The organism is Pseudomonas sp. HT11, assembly GCF_044875395.1.
Taxonomy (GTDB): domain Bacteria; phylum Pseudomonadota; class Gammaproteobacteria; order Pseudomonadales; family Pseudomonadaceae; genus Aquipseudomonas.
The window spans coordinates 3,980,563-4,000,304 of the sequence record NZ_CP173217.1 but is presented as its reverse complement, the minus strand read 5'-3'; the positions used below and the strand labels follow the sequence as shown (position 1 = coordinate 4,000,304).

30 protein-coding genes and 1 pseudogene are annotated in these 19,742 nt (G+C 58.4%); 14 read left to right on the top strand and 17 right to left on the bottom strand.

What is annotated here, in order from left to right; translation table 11 throughout:
• Positions 1-16 precede the first annotated feature (16 nt).
• Both ABWL43_RS18425 and ABWL43_RS18420 read left to right on the top strand, forming a co-directional pair.
• Complete coding sequence (locus ABWL43_RS18425) at positions 17-331, top strand: hypothetical protein (protein WP_242199513.1); 315 nt, start codon at positions 17-19, stop codon at positions 329-331.
• A 125-nt stretch (positions 332-456) separates the two neighbouring features.
• Positions 457-654: a hypothetical protein gene (locus ABWL43_RS18420; RefSeq protein WP_404483484.1), complete on the top strand. Its 198-nt coding sequence runs from the start codon at positions 457-459 to the stop codon at positions 652-654.
• A 56-nt stretch (positions 655-710) separates the two neighbouring features.
• Here the strand turns inward: ABWL43_RS18420 and ABWL43_RS18415 are convergent, their stop codons facing one another.
• Both ABWL43_RS18415 and ABWL43_RS18410 read right to left on the bottom strand, forming a co-directional pair.
• Positions 711-2,246, bottom strand: coding sequence for a DNA cytosine methyltransferase (locus tag ABWL43_RS18415; RefSeq protein ID WP_404488450.1), 1,536 nt, complete (start codon positions 2,244-2,246; stop codon positions 711-713).
• Positions 2,247-2,334: 88 nt separating this feature from the next.
• Entirely contained in the window at positions 2,335-2,850 is a 516-nt protein-coding gene (locus ABWL43_RS18410) for a DNA cytosine methyltransferase (protein WP_404483482.1), read from the bottom strand.
• A 47-nt stretch (positions 2,851-2,897) separates the two neighbouring features.
• On the opposite strand from ABWL43_RS18410, the gene ABWL43_RS18405 reads away from it, so the two are divergent.
• The gene (locus ABWL43_RS18405; protein WP_404483480.1) at positions 2,898-3,380 is read left to right on the top strand and encodes a hypothetical protein; all 483 of its coding nucleotides are present in this window, start codon (positions 2,898-2,900) and stop codon (positions 3,378-3,380) included.
• Positions 3,381-3,458: 78 nt separating this feature from the next.
• On the opposite strand, the gene ABWL43_RS18400 is transcribed toward ABWL43_RS18405, so the two are convergent.
• From ABWL43_RS18400 to ABWL43_RS18330, 15 genes and pseudogenes are all read right to left on the bottom strand, one after another.
• On the bottom strand, positions 3,459-4,061 hold the full coding sequence (locus tag ABWL43_RS18400) for a hypothetical protein (RefSeq protein ID WP_404483478.1): 603 nt from the start codon (positions 4,059-4,061) through the stop codon (positions 3,459-3,461).
• Positions 4,062-4,154: 93 nt separating this feature from the next.
• Positions 4,155-4,505 carry a hypothetical protein gene (locus ABWL43_RS18395; RefSeq protein ID WP_404483476.1) on the bottom strand — a complete coding sequence of 117 codons (351 nt, stop codon included), beginning with the start codon at positions 4,503-4,505 and terminating at the stop codon, positions 4,155-4,157.
• Between the two features lie 57 nt (positions 4,506-4,562).
• Positions 4,563-5,570 (bottom strand): nucleoid-associated protein YejK, encoded by a 1,008-nt coding sequence (gene yejK / locus ABWL43_RS18390; protein ID WP_404488448.1) that lies wholly within the window; start codon positions 5,568-5,570, stop codon positions 4,563-4,565.
• A 60-nt stretch (positions 5,571-5,630) separates the two neighbouring features.
• Positions 5,631-6,122 carry a hypothetical protein gene (locus ABWL43_RS18385; RefSeq protein ID WP_404483474.1) on the bottom strand — a complete coding sequence of 164 codons (492 nt, stop codon included), beginning with the start codon at positions 6,120-6,122 and terminating at the stop codon, positions 5,631-5,633.
• On the bottom strand, positions 6,110-6,580 hold the full coding sequence (locus tag ABWL43_RS18380; RefSeq protein ID WP_404483472.1) for a hypothetical protein: 471 nt from the start codon (positions 6,578-6,580) through the stop codon (positions 6,110-6,112). Before ABWL43_RS18380 ends, ABWL43_RS18385 begins: the two co-directional genes overlap by 13 nt.
• Complete coding sequence (locus tag ABWL43_RS18375) at positions 6,577-6,822, bottom strand: hypothetical protein (protein WP_404483470.1); 246 nt, start codon at positions 6,820-6,822, stop codon at positions 6,577-6,579. The genes ABWL43_RS18380 and ABWL43_RS18375 overlap by 4 nt, the downstream gene beginning before the upstream one ends.
• A 7-nt stretch (positions 6,823-6,829) precedes the next feature.
• Positions 6,830-7,393: a siphovirus Gp157 family protein gene (locus tag ABWL43_RS18370; RefSeq protein ID WP_145163819.1), complete on the bottom strand. Its 564-nt coding sequence runs from the start codon at positions 7,391-7,393 to the stop codon at positions 6,830-6,832.
• A complete protein-coding gene (locus ABWL43_RS18365) occupies positions 7,390-8,127 on the bottom strand; it encodes a hypothetical protein (RefSeq protein WP_404483468.1) in 738 nt (245 codons plus the stop codon). The genes ABWL43_RS18370 and ABWL43_RS18365 overlap by 4 nt, the downstream gene beginning before the upstream one ends.
• Positions 8,128-8,280: 153 nt before the next feature.
• Positions 8,281-8,475: a hypothetical protein gene (locus ABWL43_RS18360; protein ID WP_145163822.1), complete on the bottom strand. Its 195-nt coding sequence runs from the start codon at positions 8,473-8,475 to the stop codon at positions 8,281-8,283.
• Positions 8,472-8,663: a hypothetical protein gene (locus ABWL43_RS18355; RefSeq protein WP_145163824.1), complete on the bottom strand. Its 192-nt coding sequence runs from the start codon at positions 8,661-8,663 to the stop codon at positions 8,472-8,474. The genes ABWL43_RS18360 and ABWL43_RS18355 overlap by 4 nt, the downstream gene beginning before the upstream one ends.
• Positions 8,660-9,097, bottom strand: coding sequence for a hypothetical protein (locus ABWL43_RS18350; protein WP_369301065.1), 438 nt, complete (start codon positions 9,095-9,097; stop codon positions 8,660-8,662). Before ABWL43_RS18350 ends, ABWL43_RS18355 begins: the two co-directional genes overlap by 4 nt.
• A 762-nt stretch (positions 9,098-9,859) precedes the next feature.
• Positions 9,860-10,096: a DUF1654 domain-containing protein gene (locus ABWL43_RS18345; protein ID WP_369301063.1), complete on the bottom strand. Its 237-nt coding sequence runs from the start codon at positions 10,094-10,096 to the stop codon at positions 9,860-9,862.
• A gap of 1,050 nt (positions 10,097-11,146) precedes the next feature.
• Positions 11,147-12,064 carry a hypothetical protein gene (locus tag ABWL43_RS18340; RefSeq protein WP_056861762.1) on the bottom strand — a complete coding sequence of 306 codons (918 nt, stop codon included), beginning with the start codon at positions 12,062-12,064 and terminating at the stop codon, positions 11,147-11,149.
• 113 nt (positions 12,065-12,177) lie between these two features.
• Positions 12,178-12,395, bottom strand: a pseudogene (locus ABWL43_RS18335) (hypothetical protein).
• Entirely contained in the window at positions 12,392-13,204 is an 813-nt protein-coding gene (locus ABWL43_RS18330) for a helix-turn-helix transcriptional regulator (protein ID WP_404483465.1), read from the bottom strand. Before ABWL43_RS18330 ends, ABWL43_RS18335 begins: the two are co-directional and overlap by 4 nt.
• Before the next feature lie 115 nt (positions 13,205-13,319).
• Between ABWL43_RS18330 and ABWL43_RS18325 the strand changes: the two genes are divergently transcribed.
• From ABWL43_RS18325 to ABWL43_RS18275, 11 genes are all read left to right on the top strand, one after another.
• On the top strand, positions 13,320-13,517 hold the full coding sequence (locus ABWL43_RS18325) for a Cro/CI family transcriptional regulator (RefSeq protein WP_369301440.1): 198 nt from the start codon (positions 13,320-13,322) through the stop codon (positions 13,515-13,517).
• Positions 13,518-13,567: 50 nt separating this feature from the next.
• A complete protein-coding gene (locus ABWL43_RS18320) occupies positions 13,568-14,182 on the top strand; it encodes a hypothetical protein (RefSeq protein ID WP_369301059.1) in 615 nt (204 codons plus the stop codon).
• A gap of 69 nt (positions 14,183-14,251) precedes the next feature.
• Positions 14,252-15,112, top strand: coding sequence for a Bro-N domain-containing protein (locus ABWL43_RS18315; RefSeq protein ID WP_404488446.1), 861 nt, complete (start codon positions 14,252-14,254; stop codon positions 15,110-15,112).
• A 1-nt stretch (position 15,113) separates the two neighbouring features.
• Positions 15,114-15,701: an HNH endonuclease gene (locus ABWL43_RS18310; RefSeq protein ID WP_404483463.1), complete on the top strand. Its 588-nt coding sequence runs from the start codon at positions 15,114-15,116 to the stop codon at positions 15,699-15,701.
• The gene (locus tag ABWL43_RS18305; RefSeq protein WP_404483461.1) at positions 15,698-16,627 is read left to right on the top strand and encodes a helix-turn-helix domain-containing protein; all 930 of its coding nucleotides are present in this window, start codon (positions 15,698-15,700) and stop codon (positions 16,625-16,627) included. The genes ABWL43_RS18310 and ABWL43_RS18305 overlap by 4 nt, the downstream gene beginning before the upstream one ends.
• Positions 16,614-17,402 (top strand): hypothetical protein, encoded by a 789-nt coding sequence (locus ABWL43_RS18300; protein WP_145163849.1) that lies wholly within the window; start codon positions 16,614-16,616, stop codon positions 17,400-17,402. The genes ABWL43_RS18305 and ABWL43_RS18300 overlap by 14 nt, the downstream gene beginning before the upstream one ends.
• Entirely contained in the window at positions 17,399-17,848 is a 450-nt protein-coding gene (locus ABWL43_RS18295) for a hypothetical protein (protein WP_404483459.1), read from the top strand. The genes ABWL43_RS18300 and ABWL43_RS18295 overlap by 4 nt, the downstream gene beginning before the upstream one ends.
• Positions 17,845-18,012 carry a hypothetical protein gene (locus ABWL43_RS18290; RefSeq protein ID WP_404483457.1) on the top strand — a complete coding sequence of 56 codons (168 nt, stop codon included), beginning with the start codon at positions 17,845-17,847 and terminating at the stop codon, positions 18,010-18,012. Before ABWL43_RS18295 ends, ABWL43_RS18290 begins: the two co-directional genes overlap by 4 nt.
• A complete protein-coding gene (locus ABWL43_RS18285; protein WP_021491154.1) occupies positions 18,009-18,524 on the top strand; it encodes a hypothetical protein in 516 nt (171 codons plus the stop codon). Before ABWL43_RS18290 ends, ABWL43_RS18285 begins: the two co-directional genes overlap by 4 nt.
• Positions 18,521-19,165, top strand: coding sequence for a recombination protein NinG (locus ABWL43_RS18280; RefSeq protein ID WP_369301049.1), 645 nt, complete (start codon positions 18,521-18,523; stop codon positions 19,163-19,165). Before ABWL43_RS18285 ends, ABWL43_RS18280 begins: the two co-directional genes overlap by 4 nt.
• The gene (locus tag ABWL43_RS18275; protein ID WP_145163857.1) at positions 19,162-19,707 is read left to right on the top strand and encodes a hypothetical protein; all 546 of its coding nucleotides are present in this window, start codon (positions 19,162-19,164) and stop codon (positions 19,705-19,707) included. Before ABWL43_RS18280 ends, ABWL43_RS18275 begins: the two co-directional genes overlap by 4 nt.
• Positions 19,708-19,742: the final 35 nt, after the last annotated feature.

Below are 19,742 nucleotides of genomic sequence, written 5' to 3'. Positions count from 1 at the left end.
CTAATGAGGCCGGACCATGCGTACCCGCGGTCAGATCTACTGGAATTGGGCCGATCCTGAATTGCATTGCCGCAATCACGATGAGCGACTTCCATCTGGCATCTTGCTGAACATCCAAGTCCGACTGTCAAAGACCAATCAGACCCAGTTATTCGTTGGTATTTACGGACAGACTGGAATGATGATTTTTGAAGATAGTTTTCTTGATCGCCCTGGGCAGACGATGTCCCAGGCTCTGGTCTGGGGCTTGGATTTTGCTCGCGAGAGAGTTTCGCAGTCCGTACCCAACCTTGCTTCTCCCCCAAAAGAGCGACGTCAAAGGTCGTTCTAGCTTCGAATTCAACCGCTCATCAACTGATGTGAATCTTTCGAGCGACTGACTTGTCACTCTTTTGGATCCAAAATGAATCAGATTCGTTATGAGTCCCACTTGGATGAGCCTCTGAGGAAAGCGGGATGGAAGACGTTCGATTCAAATACCACGAGTTGCTCGTAGAACTCGATGCTGCCATTAGCAAAATGATGATGTTGGTGTCGGCTGGGCAGATGACCGGGCCTGAGTGGCTGGAGTCTGCTCAGAAGCATCATTACGCCTATGAAGCGTGGAGACATTTCCTCAGGGCTGTTCCAGCAGCTTCGGACAGTCGCCATTAGTCAGCAGGTGCTCTCCTGAAATATGCAGGTTTCGCGAGAGGAGTACGGATGTACTCCTATGCTGCTTCGGATTGTCTCTCGGCGGCGCGCCATGGATCGTTGGCCAGTGCCAGCGCGGCCATCGGCGGCGGGCTGACGCTGTTGCCACACATGTGCACCTGCTGAGTTTTGGTGAACGGCTTACCATCGGCACCGTGGCTGATGATGTAGTCGGCGGGAAAGCCCTGTGCCTTGTACAGCTCGGACGGCTTCAGCATCCGCAGGCAGATGTCGACGATCACATAGGGCGTTCCCTTGACCATCACGGTGACTATGGCCAAGCGGTCCTTGGTGGTTATCGTCGGCGCCGGCGAGTCGCATGCGCTGATGTTCTCGGTACCGTAGTAGCTGATCAGGAAGGCGGCGACGCGAAGGGCACCGGCTTCGTGCTCAGGCGATAACGTGAGCGACACCAGCGAGCTCTTGCCACCGCCGCAGGCTGTAATGGTCGGCGCCGGTTCTTCCTGGCCCTGGCCAATGCTTCCGCCGAATGCCCGCTCCATGAATGCGCTGACCAACCCTTGGTGCTGGCCGCTGGCGGTGATGGTGTGCAGTGGATCATTTACGTCCCGTGCATCGCAGTTGCCGCGCATGTGCACCAGGTTTGCTGCAACCAATGCGTGGTGTTGACCGGTGGTCACCGTCGGCACTGGCCCGGCAAGATCGCTGGGAGCATGGCCCGTGGTGTTCGTGATCAAAGTCGCGCTGACCAACTGCTGCTGGCTGCCGGTGTTTGTCACCGTGGTCATCGGTTCTTCGGTGCTCTTGGCGACCGTGGTGTTGAAGCCGCCATTCATCTGGGCCATGAACACCGTGGATATGCCCATGGCGTGGGCTGCGCCGGCCGGGCGCTGATAGTTGCCACCGCTGGTGATGGTCGGCAGTGGCTCGTCCAGCGCCTTGCTCGCGTCATCGAAGCGGAACTTCACTAGGTGCGCCGCTGCGATCGCGCGGTGGTTCTGGGTCGTGACCGTACCGGTCGGCTGGTCGACGCTCACCGGCTTACCGGAATACTCGGGGCCGCCGGCCCCGATCATCAACGGGCTGATCAGCGTCAGCTCGCCGCGGTTTGCGCAGGTCACCGTCGGTAACGGGTCGAGCGGTTCGTTGATTCGGTCGCTGCCCTGGTGCGTTGCCGGTGCGATGATCGGGCTGACCACCGAGAAGGCGCCGCCCTTCGGGTAGGAAGTGACTGTGCGCAGCGGCTCATCGGCTGACTGCACTGCCTCGCCGGACCAGTTGGCAATCGGCACAATGAACGGCTCCGCGCTATCGATGACGAATTTCTTCATGCCCTTGGCAACGCGGCGCAGGGTGGCCGGGGCCAGGTCCTTCTTGCGACCGAAGATGCTTTTGCCCAGGTCGGTGAAGTCGATGCAGTCAGCGGCCGTTTTCCACTTTTGTTGGCCCCTGGCGGGGTTCTTTGCGTGAGTCGCTTCCGGCCACACAATCGGCTGGCCGTCGCACCGGGCGATCATGAACAGGCGTTCCCGGCTGGTCGGCGCGCCGAAGTCGCAGGCCTTGATGACCTTCCACTCAACGACATAGCCCATAGCTTCGAGTAGGGCCACGAAACGGCGCCACGTCTTGCCGCGCTGTTTCGGGTCAGGGATCAGGAACTGCTGGCCCACAGGGACCACCTCACCAGGTGCGGCAATCGCCGCCGAGCTTGACCACGCGGCCGGTCGCCTTGTCGCGCTTGGCGATCAACCGGCCCCATTGCAGGATCTGTTTTACGTTCTCCAGGCTGATGACCCTGGACCGCTTCATGCCTGCCCATTTGAGGCCGATCCACGACAGGTTGCGGATCTCGCGTTTGCGCGGCTGACCGCCGGCGGCCTGGCTGTGATGGGTGCAGTCCGGCGACATATGGAACCAGCCCACGGCCTTGCCGCCGCACTCGGTGTCCGGGTCACCCTCGAACACGTCGGTGGTAAAGTGCTTGGCGCCTGGGTGATTAATGGTGTGCATGCTGATCGCCTGCGGGCTGTGGTTCTTCGCCACGTTCACGGTGCGACCCAGGCCCATCTCCAAGCCGGTACCGGCGCCACCGCCACCGCAGAAGAAGTCGACAACGATCTCATCGTCCTGAGGGTTGAAGCCGAGTCCGTACTGGATTTTGAAATCGAAGGGGTGTTTCTTCTGTTGTGCGGACATAGGGGATCCTCGCCGGTATAGTTCCGGGATCTACAGGGGAGTGGGTTATGAGTTGGGAAGTCGTTTCTTGCTGGATCGAGAGTCACCCAGGACTGGCATCATGGGTGCAAGCATTCGGTTCTATTGCTGCATTAGGAATTGCAATTTGGGTGGCTTCATCACAGCGCCGAGCTCAAATGAGGGCGGATAGGGATAAATCAAAGCTTATGCTCAGCCTTGTTAAAACGCTGGCCGCTCGGTCGCGCCGCGCAGTGGAGTTCAGCAGTAAAGAAAGGATCAACCTTCTAGCAAGCCTTAACTTGATCAGAGGGCTAAGTCACAGTCTTGATAAAATTGACTTGCTCCTGCTGCCTTCGATTGAAGTAATCGGTCCCATATGCACTCTGCGAGACTCACTCAGGACCCTGGAGGCTGGCATGAGTGAGGCGGATAAGCAGCAGTATCTTGCTACATGGCTGACTTTGAACGAGGCTCCGCTATTGGTCGCTCTGGTAGTTTCTTCCTCAAAACAGATTGCGGAATTAAAATGATCCGGCGGCGCCCGTACTGATTGTCGGTGGAGATTTCGTTGAGGTTGGGTTATTACGGGTGACCGGCATGGAGCCGGATCAGGCGGTGAGGCGTTCGCCAATCACGGTGGTGGTGAACTGAATGGTGTACTCGGTGACAAGTTCGAACTCGCCGCCGCAGGTGTCGCAGGTCATGTTCTTGTCGCCGTAATCTTCAGACTCGATGTGGATGACCGTGGCGCAATGCGGGCATTTGCATTCGTCCTGGCTGCGATAATTCCACTCGTCATCGTCGGTCTCGGCGACTTTGGCCAGCGCTTCAGCCTTCGCCACTGCGTCTTCTTTGTCCTGACAAGGTTTGCAGGTGAAGCCGTCAGGATGGCCCCAGGGTGTTTCCGTAAGCTTCGAGCGGTGGGTACTGCACAGGCGGCAAACGTTGTGCTTATCGCACACTGAGTAGCTGTACTTCTCACCGGTTCCGTTGCACTTGGCACAACCAGAAACCCAATACCATGCGCCATCGATTCGCTCAGCGTACAGGCCGTTTTCCGGGGGCCGCAGGCTGACTTCAGGCAGGTCAGTAGTGGTGCGGTGAAATCTGTGATGATCCGCCCCATTCCACACGTTGAGGCTGCCGTTACGCTGGCGCTGGGTCCACTCACCCGGGATCTCCATGATCAGGATCTTGGTGTTTTTGTCCATGGATTACCTCCAGTCAGGCGCCTCCCTCCGGTGGCCGGTGGTGGCAATTTGGTTTGGGTTGGGGTATTACGGGTGGACCGGCATGGAGCCGGATCATTCGTGAAGATGTTCGCGCTTACCGGTGTACTGGTAGTGCAGATCCTGAACTGCGAGCTGCTGCTCAATGGTGAACAGCGGGTTGCAAGCGTTGCAGTGCCCGGCGATCTTGATTGCCTGGTAATCGATTGAGATCGACGGGTAATCTCGTCGGCATTGAGGGCAACTGATTCCGTCCGCATTGCAGCAGGACATCGCATCTTCCGCTTGGTCATGATTCTCAGCGCACACCGGGCAGACGTAGAGCATGTAAACGGCCGGCATGCAGCACTCGCGGGCCTCGTCCTCATCGTCATGGATCTCGCGGCACTCACCGCAGCGGTACAGCTCTTTGATCTCTAGTTTCAAGGCTGATACTCCAGTCAGGCGCCGCCCTCCGTCGAGAGCGCGGCGCTGCGGTTGGTGTCAGGCTGCCGCGCGCTTGAGCTGCTCGGTCAGTTGAGTGGGCAGCCCGCGCAGCGTCAGCGTGCCACCGGCTTCGTCAAACTTGATTTTGTCGCCCAGCAGGTGGGCCTCGAAGCTGATCGACATTCCCTCGGTCCGGCCGGTGAACCGCCTGAATTTGTTGAGCGTCTTTTTATCCGGTGGCAAGGTGTTGGAAAGCCCGTAGTCCTTCGCCTTGATGAAGTCGTAGAAGTTCTTCGGCCGGTCTTCGTCGATCAGGCCCGACAGCTCGTCGAGCGTGATCGGCTCCCCGATTTTGGCCTGGGCCATTGAATAGTTGACCAGGGTGGCCGTCTTCTCACGGGCTGCCTCATCGACCATGTCCTCGCTCTCAACAAAGTCGCTGAAAGCCTTCAGCAGAGTGCGCGTTTCGCCCGGACCGTCGACTCCTTCCTGGCAGCCGATGAAATCGCGAAAGTACTCGTTGAACTTGCGGCCCTGCTTGCCCTTGAGGTAGGAGATGTATTGCAGCGACCGCGGGTTGTTCTGCCATTCGCTGATATTGATCCGCGCGGCCAGGCGGATGTGGTCCAGGTCCAGGCGCTTAACTGTCATCAGGTGGAGTTCATCGGTCATGGTCACCGCTTCTGTTTCCTGCACCAGGGCGATGACTAGGTAATCGGTCATACCTTGCTGGTAATGGCAGAAGAGCGCGTGCCCACCGGTGGAAAGGTTCGATTCTTCCATCAGCTTGGTCAGGTGTTCGACCGCGGTGGTGCTGAACTCCAAAAAGGTGGGGCCGCCGGCCAGGTACTTGCTCAGCCAGCCGCTGAGGGGATACGCACCCGACTCGGCGTGAAAGAACCCCCAGGCCTTGCCGGCGGTGGCGTTGTAGTTTTCGTTGAACTGCTGCATCAGATCGTCGCGGGCCTGGCTTTCAACCTGCTCAGTTGAGGCCAGATGCAGCACCGCCGGGTTGCCGTCGGGCTTCTTGTCGATTTTGTGAATTGCACTGTGGCGTACGGGCATTTGATGAACCTCGGGTAGGCGCCGCCCTCCGGGAACCGGATGCAGCAAAGTGAAAGGGCATTAATCGTCGTCGTCGGCGTTCATTTGGAGCGATACAGCGAAGCCTGCCTGGCGTAATTTGCGCGCCACGTTCTCGGATATGTCGATTTTGTGGCGCTTAATTTCCAGCAACGGAGCAGACTTTATGGGGCCAAGCGAGTGGGCATGCGCTATGAGCCGTTGAATCGTGCGTGAGTGCTTTGTCTCCCCCAGCTCAGCGGTGAGGCGGTCCAGCCTGTCGCGCATGCCCTGCCTGAAGTAGTGCCGGATGATCTCCGACGGGCCGGACACTTTCGGCGGCGCCGGCGGGAGGCCTTTGGGATTTGCATTTAAAACCAGCAACTGCACGGCTTCGCTGATTTCCTCAAGCCCGTGCCAGCTCATCAGTTCGCTGAGCATGGCCCGTGCGCCGCACTGAACTGTTTGCCGCATTTCCTGTTCGCCCAGTTCCTGGCGCTTCTCCGCGAGCCTGGCCGTCCTTTCTTTCTGATCTGTGGGGGCTACGCGGCGCATGGCTCGACCTTCACCTGGTTCCAGGCGCCGACCGCTTCGAAAATCCGCGCGGCGTGCTCCTCGTCCAGCGACAGTGTGTCGGGGATAGCGATCCAGCCTGAAGCCACCATCTTGCATTGGTTGGCCTCGTCGCGCAGTTGCTTGTAGCAATGCTCGATCACGTCTTCCAGGTGGTCGGAGAGGTAGACGCCATCGGGCGCCACCTCCACCGACTTGCTGTACCGGTCGCCGCGGGCGTCGATGCAGAGGGCGCTGAGGTAGATCGTCCATCGGTGGGGGATACCGCAGACGGCCTGGCCAATCTTCCCCGGCGCGATGTTCTTCAGTGACTTGTAATTGATCATGCCCTGGCGGCCGCTGGGGTCGATGTTGACCACTGCGACGTGATTGGATGCCAGCAGCGAGCGGCACGATCGGGCTATGCGTGCATGCAGGTTATGCGGTTTGCGCTTGCTCATAGTGCCACCGCGAGTTTGCGCAGCGCCTTACGTTCTGCCGCTGTGATAGACGGCTTGAGGCGCTTGAGGATGGTTTCGGGATCGATCTTGGTGGAGCGGGGCGGTGGCAGTGGTTTGCGTGGCGGGCTTGGCAACTGCGCGACTGTCCCGCCAGCGGCCAAGAACTCCGCCGTGCGCTCCGATATTGAGTAGGCGTCCTTGCGGTGCTGCTCAAACAGGTTGAGGTGGTTGCTGACGTACATGGCGACCTCACTTGATTCGGATCGAACTGTCGCCGCGCTCCAAGTGAGCCCAGGTAGGTTCGGGTAGAAGTTCGTGTTCAGCGTCTTCACCGGCTGCCATGCGCTTGCGCACCGCTTCGTTATGTTCGCGGATCTCCTTGAGCTTGGCGGCAATGGCTTTTTTGTCCGGAGCAATGCTCGACTTCACAGTGGTCAGTTCGTCCGGCACTGCATCTTCGTTATCCACGATCACCCGTTCGCTGCCCATGGCCAGTGTGATGGTGAAGAGCGGACGCTTGATCGACTTGATGTTGGCGGCTTCCATGTTGCGCCGCAGATAGTCGCTGATCTGCGACACACTGTTGGACTTGATCCGCTTGAGTTCGGCCAGGCGCTCGATTTCGTTTTCGATGGCCGTCACGTCGCTTTCGATATTGCGGCGCAACATAACGATGTTGTCGGCCTTGTCGTTGAAGTCGCCCTGGACTTCGTCCATCGCGTGCTGCAAAGCCTCTTTAAGGCCTTCATCATCGGTGTCGGCCATGGCTTGGAGTTCGGCGAGTTTGCCGGTGAGTGCGTACAGTTGAGTCATGCTGCTGCCTCCTTGCCTTTCTCAAGGCTGGCTTTGCGTTCTTCGAATGCGCGAGTGATGCGGGCGATGAAGGCTGGTTCATTGCGGCGAGTAGCTTCGCGGATGTATTTCACGTTCAAGGTTTTCAGTTCGTACGTAGTGAGGGCCTTCCCGATGGTCTCAACTGCTGAGGCGAGCCAGTCCACGCGCTCCTGCTTCTGCCGAAGAATTTCAGCGTCCTTGTCGTCGGCATTTGCGATCGCTTCCTCTTCTTTGAGTTGAGTGACGTACGCGTCGTCATCGAACAGCCCGAGGAACACATCGGCGCTGAACCCAAGCATCGAAAGCGATTTCTTGATGGCGTCGGTGAGCGATTTTTTTGGCGCTTCGCCGTCAGTGATCATGCCGTAGGTAGTTTTGTACTGGTACCGAGTGCAGCCGTATTGCTCGATCTCGCCACGCTGGCTGTCCTGCATGAACCAGAGCGCGATTCTGACTGTGTGACCAATCTCGCGACCTATGCATGCGCGCTTGTCGCCTTCTCCGATGAAGATTTCATGACCCTCATCGAAGCGCTCTTCGACAATCCTCCAGCCCCAGCCGATGCCGACCGGACCAAACAGCTCGGTGGCCTTCATGGCCATCGCGGTACCGCTCAAGCTGGTGATGTCCTGGCCGTTGACCTTGGCTTTCTTGGTGAACCTGGTGTCGGTCTTATCGACCTTGTTCCAGATATGCATGTTCTGTTCGGACATGATTGGTCTCCGCGCCGCCGGAGAGGGGCGCTGTAAGTGTTTAGGAGGTGATCCGATCAGCGAGAGCGCTGAGCAACATCAGGAGGGTGAAGACTGCGAGGGCAGAGAAGGAGCCGCGCCAGATGAGCAGACGCCGGGTGCGCTGGCGGGTGGTCACGGCCGAACCCTCACCGCAATTCGACCGCCCTTCATGGTCGCCGCCAGGCGCTTCGGCAAGGTGGCCACAGCACGCTCACGCGGCTGGCCGATCACTTCATTGAAGGGGAGGCCGAAGCCCAGCATGATCAGCTTTGACTCAACGTCTTCAAGCTGCTCATCAATCAGCGATTTAACCGGTGCGGTGGTCATGCGGCCTCCTTGCGCTGCCTGGTGATCTTCAGCAGGCGCTGGCAGTAGTGGTTGAATTCTTCGACGGTGATCGCGTCGCCGGTAAGCATGTTGGTGATCATCCGTGCCACGACGGCTTGGGAGCCGGGCTCGCAGCTTGGGTGTTCAAGCGCCTCCAGCGCTTCGTCGATCAAGATGTGCGGGCTCATACATCGGCATCCACGTCGTCTTCGCGCTCTTCCCTTTCCGCAGCTACTGCGTCTTCGGCATACGGCCTCAGCAGCGCTACAGCGATCTTCTCGATTGCTTCAATTGGCCGTTGCTGGCCCAGCAGGTCCGCGGCGTGGGACCGTGCGTCGCTCTGGCTGCCAAGCATCGCCGACAGCAGCAGGCGGGCAAACGAATCACGCTGGTCCAAGCCGTCGATCTGGCGTTGGTTAAGGTGGCCTTGCAGGACCGTGCAGAACCGGTCGAACGTTACGACCTGCGGCTGGCCGAAGCGCCGTTTCCAGTTGATGTCGACGCCGCACACCAAGCGCTCCGCCGAATGCTCAAGCCAGTCAGCCACCTCGTTGCTCTCGCTGACCTCTGGAGGCAACTGAGCGTCGTAACGCTCCTGGCAAATATTCAATGCTGCGTTCATGGTCGCCTCCAAGGTGGCGGGTTGTTCACCTGTATTCGTCAACACTCATGCCTCCCGCTGGTTGCCGATGGGCGCGGGGGAGGAGTGCTGACGTAATAGAGGTGGGGAAGGGGGCCCAGGCCCGCTACTGGCGACGGCCTGGGTTTGTTGCGTCAGCGGTGTGGCTCGTTGTCCGCTGCTGATTGCAGGGCTGGCCGTTCATCTTCGTAGGTTGGCGGTGAGCTTCCTCCTCAGGGCGTCAATCAGCATCTATTCGCCTTGGATCACAGGTCCCTACAACAAGCACGCTGCAGCTCGTTTGCCCGGTTAGGTGGGCAGGGTGCATGAGGTCCGGCGTTCCCAGCCGAGGCTATTGGGATCGCTAATTCAAATCTTTTGGAGCTGGCCGTGACCCGCTACTGGCGTCGGTCACCGGCTTGAATCAAATGTTCTTCCAGCCGCGGGCCTTTCGGTTTGTTCTCCCGCTGGATAACTGTACTTGGCGCTTTACGCTGCACGCCCGGGTCAGTTGCCAACCCTCTGAACCGTTTAGGCCGGTTCATCGCTGCCTTTGAATCTGGGCCGGCGGTGATCCGGCGAGGGGTTTCGCTAAAGAGCGTTGGGCTGCAAGGCCCTGGCGAGTCGCTGTTGGGTGACTCGGTGAAGATAAATTAGCACTGCTGATAATTGAAGTAAACAGCACTGCTAATGTATTTTGCGCGAACATGAAAAAGCCCGCAGCAAGTGCGGGCTCTATTGAGGGCAGGCTCAGTCTTCTCCAGGTTACGTCCATAGCAGCTGAATTAATCCGTCATCCCGATGGGCGATGGTCACGTTATCGTTTTCCGCTATTTCGTCCAGCACGCGGTCCCAATCAGCCGGATCGTCATTTGTGGAGCGCTCCAAGAGCGCAGATTTGGATGCCTGCGCCTTGGTCGCATTGACCGCTCGCTGTACGCGCATGCCGAGCAATTCATAGGTCGACGGTTCTTTTGGTGCTTGAGATTTGTGCTTTGCCATAGATGACGCTCCGCTGTTTGGCTGTATGCATAAACAGTATTTCATGCCCGTAGGAAGGGCAAGCTTTAAGAGTACGGATGTACTCCTGTCGGTGCGAAGCATAAAAAAGCACGCACTTGGCAGGCTTGGATGCTTCGGCTAAAGGTCAGTTAGAAAACTTCACCTCTGTCGCGAGAGCTTCTTTCGCGGCCTGGTACGCGGATTTGGCTTGTTGGTCCGTAGTGCGATAGGCACTCATGGTGACCATGTAGGCCGACCACTTTGGGTATAGGTCCTTGCTCAGTTCGGCCTGTGTGGCCGGTACTTTGGCGGCCTTTAGGCGATTAACTGCTTCATCACCCTGTGCCCTAGCGTGCTTGAAGCATGCGCTAAGCGAGTTGTTGTATACGGCTATAGTTTGAGCGCTCGCATATCAAACCATAGCATTGCTAGTGGTCGTCTCCAGGTCGCACTGCCATGCAGGAAGATCCAGTTGCCTAGAGAAGTTGACGGCCTCAGGTGAATTTGGGTCATATTAGAAATCAATAGCCTTGAACACATGCGGCGCCTTGGCAGGACCTGCAGCGACCTATGCGACTGGAGTTCTCTGTTGCGATGCGGCGTAGCCAGCCAAGGCCATGGTCAAAGCAGCAAGCGGAGTGCAGTTTTTCAAACGCATTGAATCCCTCCCGTAATAGAGCCGACACTTTGCCAATCATGGCGTACGGCCACCATTGGTCGCCTTTAGCAGCATCACGCTATTGACGCCTGTAATCTGACGCATATCCGGAATGTCGATGGCGGGTTTCCTATGAGAGAGGAGCAGCGAAAATTAGCCCTCACAGCTTGGCGCGAGCTATGTGCGTTGGCTGCAAGTCGAATGGACGCAGAGTTTAAATATTTCGAATTGCTGAGGCGGGCTGACGCAATGGAGCGAGCGGACCTCATAACTAGCGATGAGTGGAGAAGGCTGGTGCAGCACGCGGGAGCATTGCTTTGCAGTACTGCGCAATGTATGGGCGGGCCAGGGTAGAGTAGATACAAGAAGCCCGGCGCTGGGCCGGGCTTGATTCAATCGGGGTGTTGAATTGGAAGCTTTAGCTGAGTGCCAGAGCGGCGATGGTCAAGCACTTCCAAAACTTGGTGCTCGGCCTTCAACTGATCGCCCACAAGGGTTTTAATTTCCTTTAGGCGAACCCTTAAGATATCTCCCTTGCCAAATCGCAGATCGCCACTCTCAATCATCGAAAGGAAACTTGGATCAACAATTGATGCGTAGAACGTGGACGCGCCATCGTGGAATCTCCATTTATTTTCGTCGCGAAAGGCGATGTTCACCAACTGAAGGCTGGCCACTCGCTCACTCTCATCAAGTCGCTCCTCTTCCTGCTCGGGAGCGATGAAGTTTTCGGCTTCCGTTTCTGATGCCGCTACGAAATCGCCATCAGGCTCGCGAACGGCGAAGTAATCAACTCCCGGCCGCTGGAGCGGTTTGTGCACTACGTCTTGGAAAGCCTTGCGTAGCTTCCAATTTCGGAACAGCGCTAAGACCTTTTCCTCGGTGTCGAAATGCTCCTGATCGCAGAAAACCCTGACAACGCCATCGCTAAGGATTTCAACTTTTGTGATATCTCGATTGCGAACCCACTTGATGAGCTGAAAAACACCCCTCGTTGTTAGGCTCGTAAAGCCGAGCAGGGCGATCAGATTCGCCGCTGCGGTAACCGGGCTACCGGCAAAAAGATCCTGGGCTTGCTGAATCAGACTCTGCGTTACGCCAAGATCAATTCCAAAACTGCCAGTTTTAAATGATCCTTTGACGCTGACGGAGAGCTTGGTTCGGCCATCGTTGAGCGTGGCGTTTGCCTCTTCGAAAAGCTCCCCGAGAGCCAGAAGGGCGGGCGCAAGATCACGCACCTCCATCTCGTGCGATTGAAGCGCGGGCCCGTCATAAACGACTTGTAGCGATGCTTTGCTCATGTCTTCCATTGTTGCTTCCGTGCGTGATTCTGTCTATTTAAGACTATGGCTGCCCGTCCGAAAGCGAGAGGCTACAGCATCCCTCCGCGCCAAACTATGCGCCTATTCAGGCTTGCTTCGATTTATCTGGCCGCCTTCACCTCGTCCGCATACCCGGCCAGCCGATCCTCGTCCGCAAAAAGCACCGTGCACATCTTCAGCACGGCTTGGGTACCCGCCTCATTGCCGGCAAGCGTCAGCCGCTCCACAATTCTCATTAGCTCTACGGCTGACCACTTGAGGTCGGAGGCGATGCTTGTAGGTCGTGCTTTAGGTCTTGGTTTGGCTTGGTGAGATTCACAGGTCTCCACCTCTCCAGATAACCTTGCCGATGATGCGGTGCTCATTCACTTCACTGCGGACAAGCACAATATCGGCGTAGTCATCACAGTCATCGTTATCGCTTCTGAGGATCCAGCCGCCGAGCGGTGTCTTCACGACTCGTTTAACGATCGAGCCTTTGTCCGCACTAGTGAGAACGAACACCTGACCATCGACAGGCTCGGTTTTAGAGGTATCAAGCAGCAGGACGTCATGGTCATTGATCGTTGGCCACATACTATCGCCGTCGGCATAAATCACGATCAAACTCTCTGGCTTCACACCTTTGGTTCGCAGCCAGTCGCGCTTGAACGCGAGAGTGGCTATTGACTCGACGTGCGGATTCTCATGTCCGATGCCGGCAGCCGCCTTGGCGCTGTACTGCGGTACGTGGACGTATTTTTCTTCCGCTGCTTCGATATCACTGCCGGCAGGAAAGGGGCTATTTGCGGCTAGATCCCTACCACTGTGCATGTGGACTGCCGTTTCGCCAGCGGCGCGCCTGATACCGTCTGCAAGTGATGGACTTATATCCCAAGGTTTGACGCCAAATACCTCTGCCAGCTTGATGAGGGCGTCCAAGTTGAGTGCGACCTTTCCATTAAGGTACTGGCTTACAGTGCTCTGCGGTGAGCTCCAGCCACACCTTGCGCCAACTTCAAATTGGTTGAGTGCCGGGCTTTCGCCTTTATCCTTCGACGCCTTAACCGCGTTGCGGTACGCGTCTTTTAGGCGAGCGGCATCATTTAGCTGCTCTTGGTTAAGAGGGGTTCGAATGGGCTTGGTCATGCGAGTGATTAAGTAGCAGCGCTGATATTTCTGCAAACAGCACTGCTAATCCTTTCCTTGTTTAGTTTAAAACAGCAGTGCTAATATGGTTGCAACTCAACCGGAGACTCAGATGATGAAGACTGTATCCCTCGGGGAATACCTGTCATCGCACGGAACCCAGAGCGATCTCGCCAAGGCTCTGGGTATCCAGCAAAGCGCCGTATCTCAGATGTATCACTCTAGTCGGGATATCTCGATCACGCTGATGGACGACGGGTCGATCCAGGCAAATGAGATACGCCCTATTCCCGCACGTAAGACAGCCGCCTGACGTCTCTGTCCGCCGCTCCATTGAAGCCAGGTTAGAAGAGGGCAGGCCTCATGAAAACGTCCAGTTCTAGACACACCGTACAAACCCGTGATCAGGTGCTGGTCGCCCACGCTGCAAACCAGATCGCACGCACCAGCCTGAGCCAGGACGACTTCGCCCAGGCGTTGAGTCGCGAGTTGCACCTGTCGATCCCGGAGCGCGCCCAGAAGAAAGACGTTCCTGACTTCAACTCTGCGGAACTGACCGCCGACGTAAATGAGTTTGTGAAGGCTACCGGTCGCTGGCTCAAGCGTGTTCAGCGCTGGCTGTCTGGCGATCAGGAAATGCCGTCGTGGCTGGAAGAGTCCTGGGTCAACGCCCTTGAACCCGAATTCCGCGACCACTGCGTAAACGAGCTTGCAAGCCGCCACGGCCTGACCGGCGCCCGCCAGATGACCAGCGACCAATGTGCGAACAAAAGCTTCGGTGCGCTGATCCGCGCGCTGGGCGATGTGATCGATACCGGCAGCGAAGTTTTTGATGACCAAGTGATGTGCGAACTGGACCTTCCGCACTTGCCAGCGTTCGCCAAGCAGTGCCGTCAGGTTGAAGCGAAGGCGGGGGAGTTGGGGCGTAGAGCTGAGCAACTGCTCGCGGCGGCTCGGCCACTGAAATCCATAGCCTGACTAGCAGGCACAAAAAAGCCAACGTTAGAGGTCGGCTTTTTCTACAGCGATAAACAATTGGAGCAAATCATGCACCAACACACTGAATCGATCAATACCCCCAATATTCCCGCGCCACGTTTTCCGCAATTTCAAAACGTGGCGCGGATTAAGCCTGTGACCCCTTTCGACTTCCACGGCTTCCCTGTCCGCGTAATTGACGACGGCCTCGGAGAGCCTTGGTTCATCGCCAAGGATATCGCCGAAACCCTCGGCTACTCCAACACGTCGAAAGCGATCAATGTTCACTGCAAAGCGGTTAGTACCTGCCATACCGAAATGGGAGGTCAGGTCCGCGCAGTGCAAATCATCCCTGAGCGCGATCTCTACCGTCTTGTGATGAAGTCCAAGCTTCCGGCTGCTGAGCAGTTCGAAGAGTGGGTGGTGGGCCAGGTGCTGCCGACCATTCGAAAGACCGGCTCTTACACCGCCCAAGAGACGAACAACTCCAAGGTCATTGGCGAACTCGCCATTCTGGAATGCTTCGACCGCCTGCTGAAGCCGGCCAACTCCAGCAAGATGCTGATGTTGGCCATGATCGCCGCCAACAACGGCCTGGACGCCAAGTTCCTTCCAGGCTACGCCGTTGACGCCGCCCCTGATGCCGCTGGCGGCTCTTCGATGCCCACCAAGGCAATTACCGCCCTGATCAAAGATCACGCCATCGCCAGCACCGCCCGCGCCTTCAACCTTGCACTGGAGGCCCACGGCTTCCTCAAGGTCCTGCGGCGCAAAAACTCCAAGCAGGAAATGATCGACTTCTGGTCCGTGACCGGGAAGGGCCTGGCCTACGGCAAGAACCTCACCAGCCCTCAATGCCCCCGCGAGACGCAGCCTCACTGGTACGTGGATCGCTTCATCGAATTGGCCGCAAAGGTCGGGAAGGCCTGACATGCAATACACCGTCACGATTAACCAGGTGAAGGCGCTGGAGTGGGGGCTGAATTCTCAGCAGGCCCTGCTGTTCGCCTTCGTCTACGGCTGCCCGAGCTGGACCAAGCCAATCAATACCTATGACGGGGTCTTCTTCGCGCTGAGCAAGGCCAAGATCACTGAGGAGTTGCCGCTGCTCACCCACAAGCCAGACACCGCTTACCGCATGCTGAAGGCCCTTGAAGAGGCCGGTTTGATTGAGCTTCGTCCTGAAGCATTCCGACTCACGGAAAAAGGCTGTGAGTGGAACCCGGACCGTATGGGTCACGTCACCGCGCACCAACCACGGGCCCTCCCGCCCCGGCGCAGGACGAAAAAGAAACCAATCCCTTCTGGCTTGCGTGCTCGGGTATTCGCCCGTGACGGTCACGCGTGCTTGCGCTGTGGCTGCTCGGTGCTGATGCGTTTGAGGGCTGATCACGTCGTACCTGAAAGCCAAGGTGGAGAGGCTTCTTTGGGCAACCTCCAGACCCTTTGCATGTCCTGCAATAGCTGGAAGGGCGTGCGGACGATTGATTTCCGCGCGTTCGCCGGAGGTGCAGCATGAGCATGGGCCTTATGGTCGCCGCGATGAAACTTCGCGTCGGTAATCCACTGCGCAAGCTGGTGCTGATCAAGTTGGCCGACAACGCCAGCGACGTTGGTGAGTGCTGGCCGTCCTACCAGCACATCGCCGATCAGTGCGAGATCAGCAAGCGCTCTGTCATGAACCACATCACCGCTCTGTGTGAGGCGGGACTGTTGCGCAAGGAGATCCGGAAGGGAGGCCCAAAAGGGAATTCGTCGAACGTTTACTTCCTGACCCTCGAAGGGGGTGGTGCACCTCCTGCACCAGGGGTAGTGCAGCAGATTCACCCGGGTAGTGCAGCAGGTTCACCCCCTAGTGAATCTCCTGCACCAGGGGGTAGTGCAGCAGCTGCACCCAGAATCAGTAACTCTCTTGAACCAGTCATGGAACCGGTCAATGAACCAATTGCACCCCCGGCTCCCGCCGAGGTTGTTCCGGCTCATTCCCGCGGCTTGATGCTGGTGGCTGATCGCACCGATGCCCCACGGGTTGAGATCCCCGCCGACATGCCGGGCCCCAAAGACCAGACCTGCAAAACCTTCAAGGTCTGGGCGAATTACGCCATGGCATACCGCAAGCGCTACAGCGCCTGGCCGGTGTGGAATGCCAAGGTCGGCGGCCAGCTCGGCCAACTGGTCGACCGCCTCGGCGCCGATGTCGCCCACCACGTTGCCGCCCACTTCCTGAAAACTAACGATGCGGCCGTCCTGCGCAAGTGCCACAGCCTCAACGAGCTGCTGGCCAACGCCGAGAGCTATCACACCCAGTGGGTGACCGGGCAGCGTATCAACGGGACAACCGCCCGCCAGATGGAACGGACAGAGGCGAACCACTCCGCAGCGGAGCAGGCCGCCCAGATGGTAATGGCCAAACGCCAAGCAGGTGACCGCAATGAATACCTTTGAAATGAATGACCAGCAGGTTGCCGGGCTGGCCGCCGCCATCTGCGCCACCGCCGAGGCCATGGGCCAGGAAATGAACCCGGGCACTGCCGCGATGATGGCTGAAGACCTCTGTGCGTATCCGGTGCCTGTCGTGAAAGGCGCACTGAAGGCTTGCCGCTTCGAGGTGAAGGGCAAGCTGGCGATGGCCGACATCCTGCAGCGCGTCCAGTCCTCCGACGGGCGCCCGGGCAAGGACGAGGCCTGGGCCATCGCCATGACCACCAACGACGAATTTGAAACCGTGGTGCTGACCGATGAGATCCAGCTGGCCCTGGCAGCCGCGAAACCCATCTTGGATGGCGGCGACAAAATCGGCGCGCGCATGGCGTTCATTGACGCCTACCAGAGGTTCGTGAGCCAGGCTCGCGAAGATGCGAAGCCGGTCAACTGGCACGTATCCGTGGGCTTCGACGCCAACCGGCGTGTGCAGGCTGTGACCAAGGCGATGGAGCTGAAGCGCATCCCGCGCGAACGCGCCCAGAAGTACCTGGCAGACCTGAGCGTTGAGCCGATCACCGAAGATGGCCGGGCCATTGCCGGATTGCTCACTGGCAACGTCACCCGGCCGGAGCCCGCCCTTCGCGCAAAGCTCGAGATCGTTAAGAGCTCGATGCTGGAAATGCGCAAAGCCAGCGCACAGCAGATGGACGAAATACGGATTGCAGCTGCCAACGAGTTGGCGGATCGCCGCGCGCTGCTGATCAAGCAGGCCCAGGAATTGGAGTCACGAGCATGACCATCGACAAGCAACAACTTCATAAACTGCTCTGGGCCGAAGCCGCGTCATTCCGGGCCGACTGCGCCGACTGGAAGCGCAACACCGAGGCGCTGGATGAGTTCCTGGGTGAGAAGACCGTGGAGGAGGTGGCGCTGGAGCTGGAGCTGCTGGCAGAGAACGAGTTGGCCCGCATGCGTATCAAGGAGTTGGATCTGCTGTTTGGTCGCTACCTCCTCGCCATGCGCTCGGCCCTCATCGAGGAAGAGCATGGCAAGGGCCCGGCCGCCGCAATGGCGTGGATCTACAACTCGCTGGCCGGCCCGGGCGAGCTACCTCCAGAGGGTGAGACCGACAGCCAGGCCTACTTCGACCGCGAGATCGTCGCAGTGGATAACGGAATGCAGGAGGTAATGGCGTTCCACGAAGGTCGACGCGCCGTCATGGGCAAGGGAGAGCCGTCATGAGCAACTTCCTTGCAGGGCTGTTCTTCGCCGCCGTGCCAGCGCTGGCGGTTTGCCTGGTAATAGCGTTCTTTTCTGGGCCTTTGGGTGTGGTGGTGGGACTTGGCGTATTTGGTTTTGGTCTGGATCTTTGCTTCCGCGGTAGTGGTAGGGAGGAGTGGCCATGACCAAGCCAGCCAAGCCGCGCCCTATGCCCGTATACCTGGTGTTGCGCCGTCTGGTCGATCCCGCTACTGGCAAGGAGGTGGCAGCGTTCGTGCCGTCCTCCGATGCCGACCGGTCAATCCTTCGCGAGCGGGATTTCCGTATCAACACGAAGATCCGCGCCGACCTCAAGCAGCCACGCAACCCACGGTTCAATGGCTTGGTCCATGGCCTGGGCCGGGTCCTTAGTCAGAACATCGACCGGTTCTCTGGCAAACAGTCCCACGATGCCATTAAGGCCTTGCAGCTGGAGTCGGGCGTGTACTGCGATGAGGAAGCATTCGATATCCCTGGCTTGGGCCAGCTCACTCGCAAGACGCCCCGCAGTCTTTCCTACGACTCAATGGGGGAGGAGACATTCCAAGATTTTTGGCGCCAGTGCTGCGCGTACCTGGTGCTGCATGACTGGCCGACGCTCACGGAAGAGCGCCTGACCGAAATGGCAGAGTTTGAAGCATTCAAGGAGGCGGCATGAAGCGTACCGAACTGAAGCGCACCACGCCGCTCAAGTCCGGCGGGATCCAGACCCGGGCGCGCCGCCAGAAGTGCTGCGCCGTATGCCGGGTCAAGTTCACCCCGGTTCGAGACTTCCAGGCGGTTTGTGGTGAAATTGCTTGTGCGCTGGCTCATGCGCCGGTCAATCAGGTCCGGGCACGAAAGGCGCTGGCCGACGTTGAGCGCAAGGACATCAAGGTCCGCAAGGAGAAGATGAAGAGTAGGGCGGACCACCTGCGCGAAGCCCAGGCCGCGGTGAACGAGTACGTGCGCCTGCGTGACGCGCACCTGCCATGCATCAGCTGCGACTCGACGCCCATTGACAACGATCTCATGACTGGCAGCCGCTGGGACGCTGGGCACTATAGATCCGTCGGCGCCTGCCCAGAGCTGCGCTTCGAGCCGTCGAACATCCACCGTCAGTGCGTGAAGTGCAACCGAAACCTTTCCGGCAACGCCGTGGAGTACCGCATCCGCCTTGTGCTGCGCATTGGTGCCGAGAAGGTCGTATGGATCGAAGGGCCTCATGAGGCGCGCAAGTACACCGTGGATGAGATCAAGGCCATCAAGGCCAAATACCGGGCAATGACCAGAGAGCTGAAAAAAGGGGAAGCCGCATGACCTATCGCAACGTCGTTTCAGCAGTAGTTCGAGCCCTCGCGGCTGAGACCATCACTTCCGCCGGCGGCTGCGACTTTGAGCCGAAGGTGCAGTGCGCTAAGCAGAAGGGGGAGATCGTCGGCAAGGAGGCTGCGTTTCTTCAGGACTGCTGGGTGTTCGGGCGGCTACACAAGGCGTTGAGCCCGGCGCACTGGCGGGCACTTGTGGCTAAGTACTCGACGCACCAGGAACGAAAGCATGGCGCCATTTTGGAACTGCTGAACTCGGTGAAGACGCCGGCGCCGAAACGGTTCCGTGAGTGCGCTGTACTTACCTGGGCCATCCCGCAGGTTTCCGGTGCCGAGGGTAAGCGCTCCGCCGCGGTGCTACCCGCTGCCTGGTACAACATTACTAATTGGGACAATGATGGTAAGCCGGAATCGACACGCTACCGCTGGCGTTCGTCTATCCGTAAAGCGTTAGACGACCAGGTGAATGCTGCGCTGACCGCTGCTCAAGACCTGCTCGATGCGGAAGGATTAATTGAAACTGTTGCTGCATAGGATGGGGCGCACTATTGAGATGGCGGGGAGTCGAT

What these genes read in the sequence shown, in the direction of transcription:
- ABWL43_RS18425 (WP_242199513.1), top strand. Translation starts at nt 17, where the DNA reads ATGCGTACCCGCGGTCAGATCTACTGGAATTGGGCCGATCCTGAATTG.
- ABWL43_RS18420 (WP_404483484.1), top strand. Translation starts at nt 457, where the DNA reads ATGGAAGACGTTCGATTCAAATACCACGAGTTGCTCGTAGAACTCGAT.
- ABWL43_RS18415 (WP_404488450.1), bottom strand. Translation starts at nt 2,246, where the DNA reads ATGGGCTATGTCGTTGAGTGGAAGGTCATCAAGGCCTGCGACTTCGGC.
- ABWL43_RS18410 (WP_404483482.1), bottom strand. Translation starts at nt 2,850, where the DNA reads ATGTCCGCACAACAGAAGAAACACCCCTTCGATTTCAAAATCCAGTAC.
- ABWL43_RS18405 (WP_404483480.1), top strand. Translation starts at nt 2,898, where the DNA reads ATGAGTTGGGAAGTCGTTTCTTGCTGGATCGAGAGTCACCCAGGACTG.
- ABWL43_RS18400 (WP_404483478.1), bottom strand. Translation starts at nt 4,061, where the DNA reads ATGGACAAAAACACCAAGATCCTGATCATGGAGATCCCGGGTGAGTGG.
- yejK (WP_404488448.1), bottom strand. Translation starts at nt 5,570, where the DNA reads ATGCCCGTACGCCACAGTGCAATTCACAAAATCGACAAGAAGCCCGAC.
- ABWL43_RS18385 (WP_404483474.1), bottom strand. Translation starts at nt 6,122, where the DNA reads ATGCGCCGCGTAGCCCCCACAGATCAGAAAGAAAGGACGGCCAGGCTC.
- ABWL43_RS18380 (WP_404483472.1), bottom strand. Translation starts at nt 6,580, where the DNA reads ATGAGCAAGCGCAAACCGCATAACCTGCATGCACGCATAGCCCGATCG.
- ABWL43_RS18375 (WP_404483470.1), bottom strand. Translation starts at nt 6,822, where the DNA reads ATGTACGTCAGCAACCACCTCAACCTGTTTGAGCAGCACCGCAAGGAC.
- ABWL43_RS18370 (WP_145163819.1), bottom strand. Translation starts at nt 7,393, where the DNA reads ATGACTCAACTGTACGCACTCACCGGCAAACTCGCCGAACTCCAAGCC.
- ABWL43_RS18365 (WP_404483468.1), bottom strand. Translation starts at nt 8,127, where the DNA reads ATGTCCGAACAGAACATGCATATCTGGAACAAGGTCGATAAGACCGAC.
- ABWL43_RS18360 (WP_145163822.1), bottom strand. Translation starts at nt 8,475, where the DNA reads ATGACCACCGCACCGGTTAAATCGCTGATTGATGAGCAGCTTGAAGAC.
- ABWL43_RS18355 (WP_145163824.1), bottom strand. Translation starts at nt 8,663, where the DNA reads ATGAGCCCGCACATCTTGATCGACGAAGCGCTGGAGGCGCTTGAACAC.
- ABWL43_RS18350 (WP_369301065.1), bottom strand. Translation starts at nt 9,097, where the DNA reads ATGAACGCAGCATTGAATATTTGCCAGGAGCGTTACGACGCTCAGTTG.
- ABWL43_RS18345 (WP_369301063.1), bottom strand. Translation starts at nt 10,096, where the DNA reads ATGGCAAAGCACAAATCTCAAGCACCAAAAGAACCGTCGACCTATGAA.
- ABWL43_RS18340 (WP_056861762.1), bottom strand. Translation starts at nt 12,064, where the DNA reads ATGGAAGACATGAGCAAAGCATCGCTACAAGTCGTTTATGACGGGCCC.
- ABWL43_RS18330 (WP_404483465.1), bottom strand. Translation starts at nt 13,204, where the DNA reads ATGACCAAGCCCATTCGAACCCCTCTTAACCAAGAGCAGCTAAATGAT.
- ABWL43_RS18325 (WP_369301440.1), top strand. Translation starts at nt 13,320, where the DNA reads ATGAAGACTGTATCCCTCGGGGAATACCTGTCATCGCACGGAACCCAG.
- ABWL43_RS18320 (WP_369301059.1), top strand. Translation starts at nt 13,568, where the DNA reads ATGAAAACGTCCAGTTCTAGACACACCGTACAAACCCGTGATCAGGTG.
- ABWL43_RS18315 (WP_404488446.1), top strand. Translation starts at nt 14,252, where the DNA reads ATGCACCAACACACTGAATCGATCAATACCCCCAATATTCCCGCGCCA.
- ABWL43_RS18310 (WP_404483463.1), top strand. Translation starts at nt 15,114, where the DNA reads ATGCAATACACCGTCACGATTAACCAGGTGAAGGCGCTGGAGTGGGGG.
- ABWL43_RS18305 (WP_404483461.1), top strand. Translation starts at nt 15,698, where the DNA reads ATGAGCATGGGCCTTATGGTCGCCGCGATGAAACTTCGCGTCGGTAAT.
- ABWL43_RS18300 (WP_145163849.1), top strand. Translation starts at nt 16,614, where the DNA reads ATGAATACCTTTGAAATGAATGACCAGCAGGTTGCCGGGCTGGCCGCC.
- ABWL43_RS18295 (WP_404483459.1), top strand. Translation starts at nt 17,399, where the DNA reads ATGACCATCGACAAGCAACAACTTCATAAACTGCTCTGGGCCGAAGCC.
- ABWL43_RS18290 (WP_404483457.1), top strand. Translation starts at nt 17,845, where the DNA reads ATGAGCAACTTCCTTGCAGGGCTGTTCTTCGCCGCCGTGCCAGCGCTG.
- ABWL43_RS18285 (WP_021491154.1), top strand. Translation starts at nt 18,009, where the DNA reads ATGACCAAGCCAGCCAAGCCGCGCCCTATGCCCGTATACCTGGTGTTG.
- ABWL43_RS18280 (WP_369301049.1), top strand. Translation starts at nt 18,521, where the DNA reads ATGAAGCGTACCGAACTGAAGCGCACCACGCCGCTCAAGTCCGGCGGG.
- ABWL43_RS18275 (WP_145163857.1), top strand. Translation starts at nt 19,162, where the DNA reads ATGACCTATCGCAACGTCGTTTCAGCAGTAGTTCGAGCCCTCGCGGCT.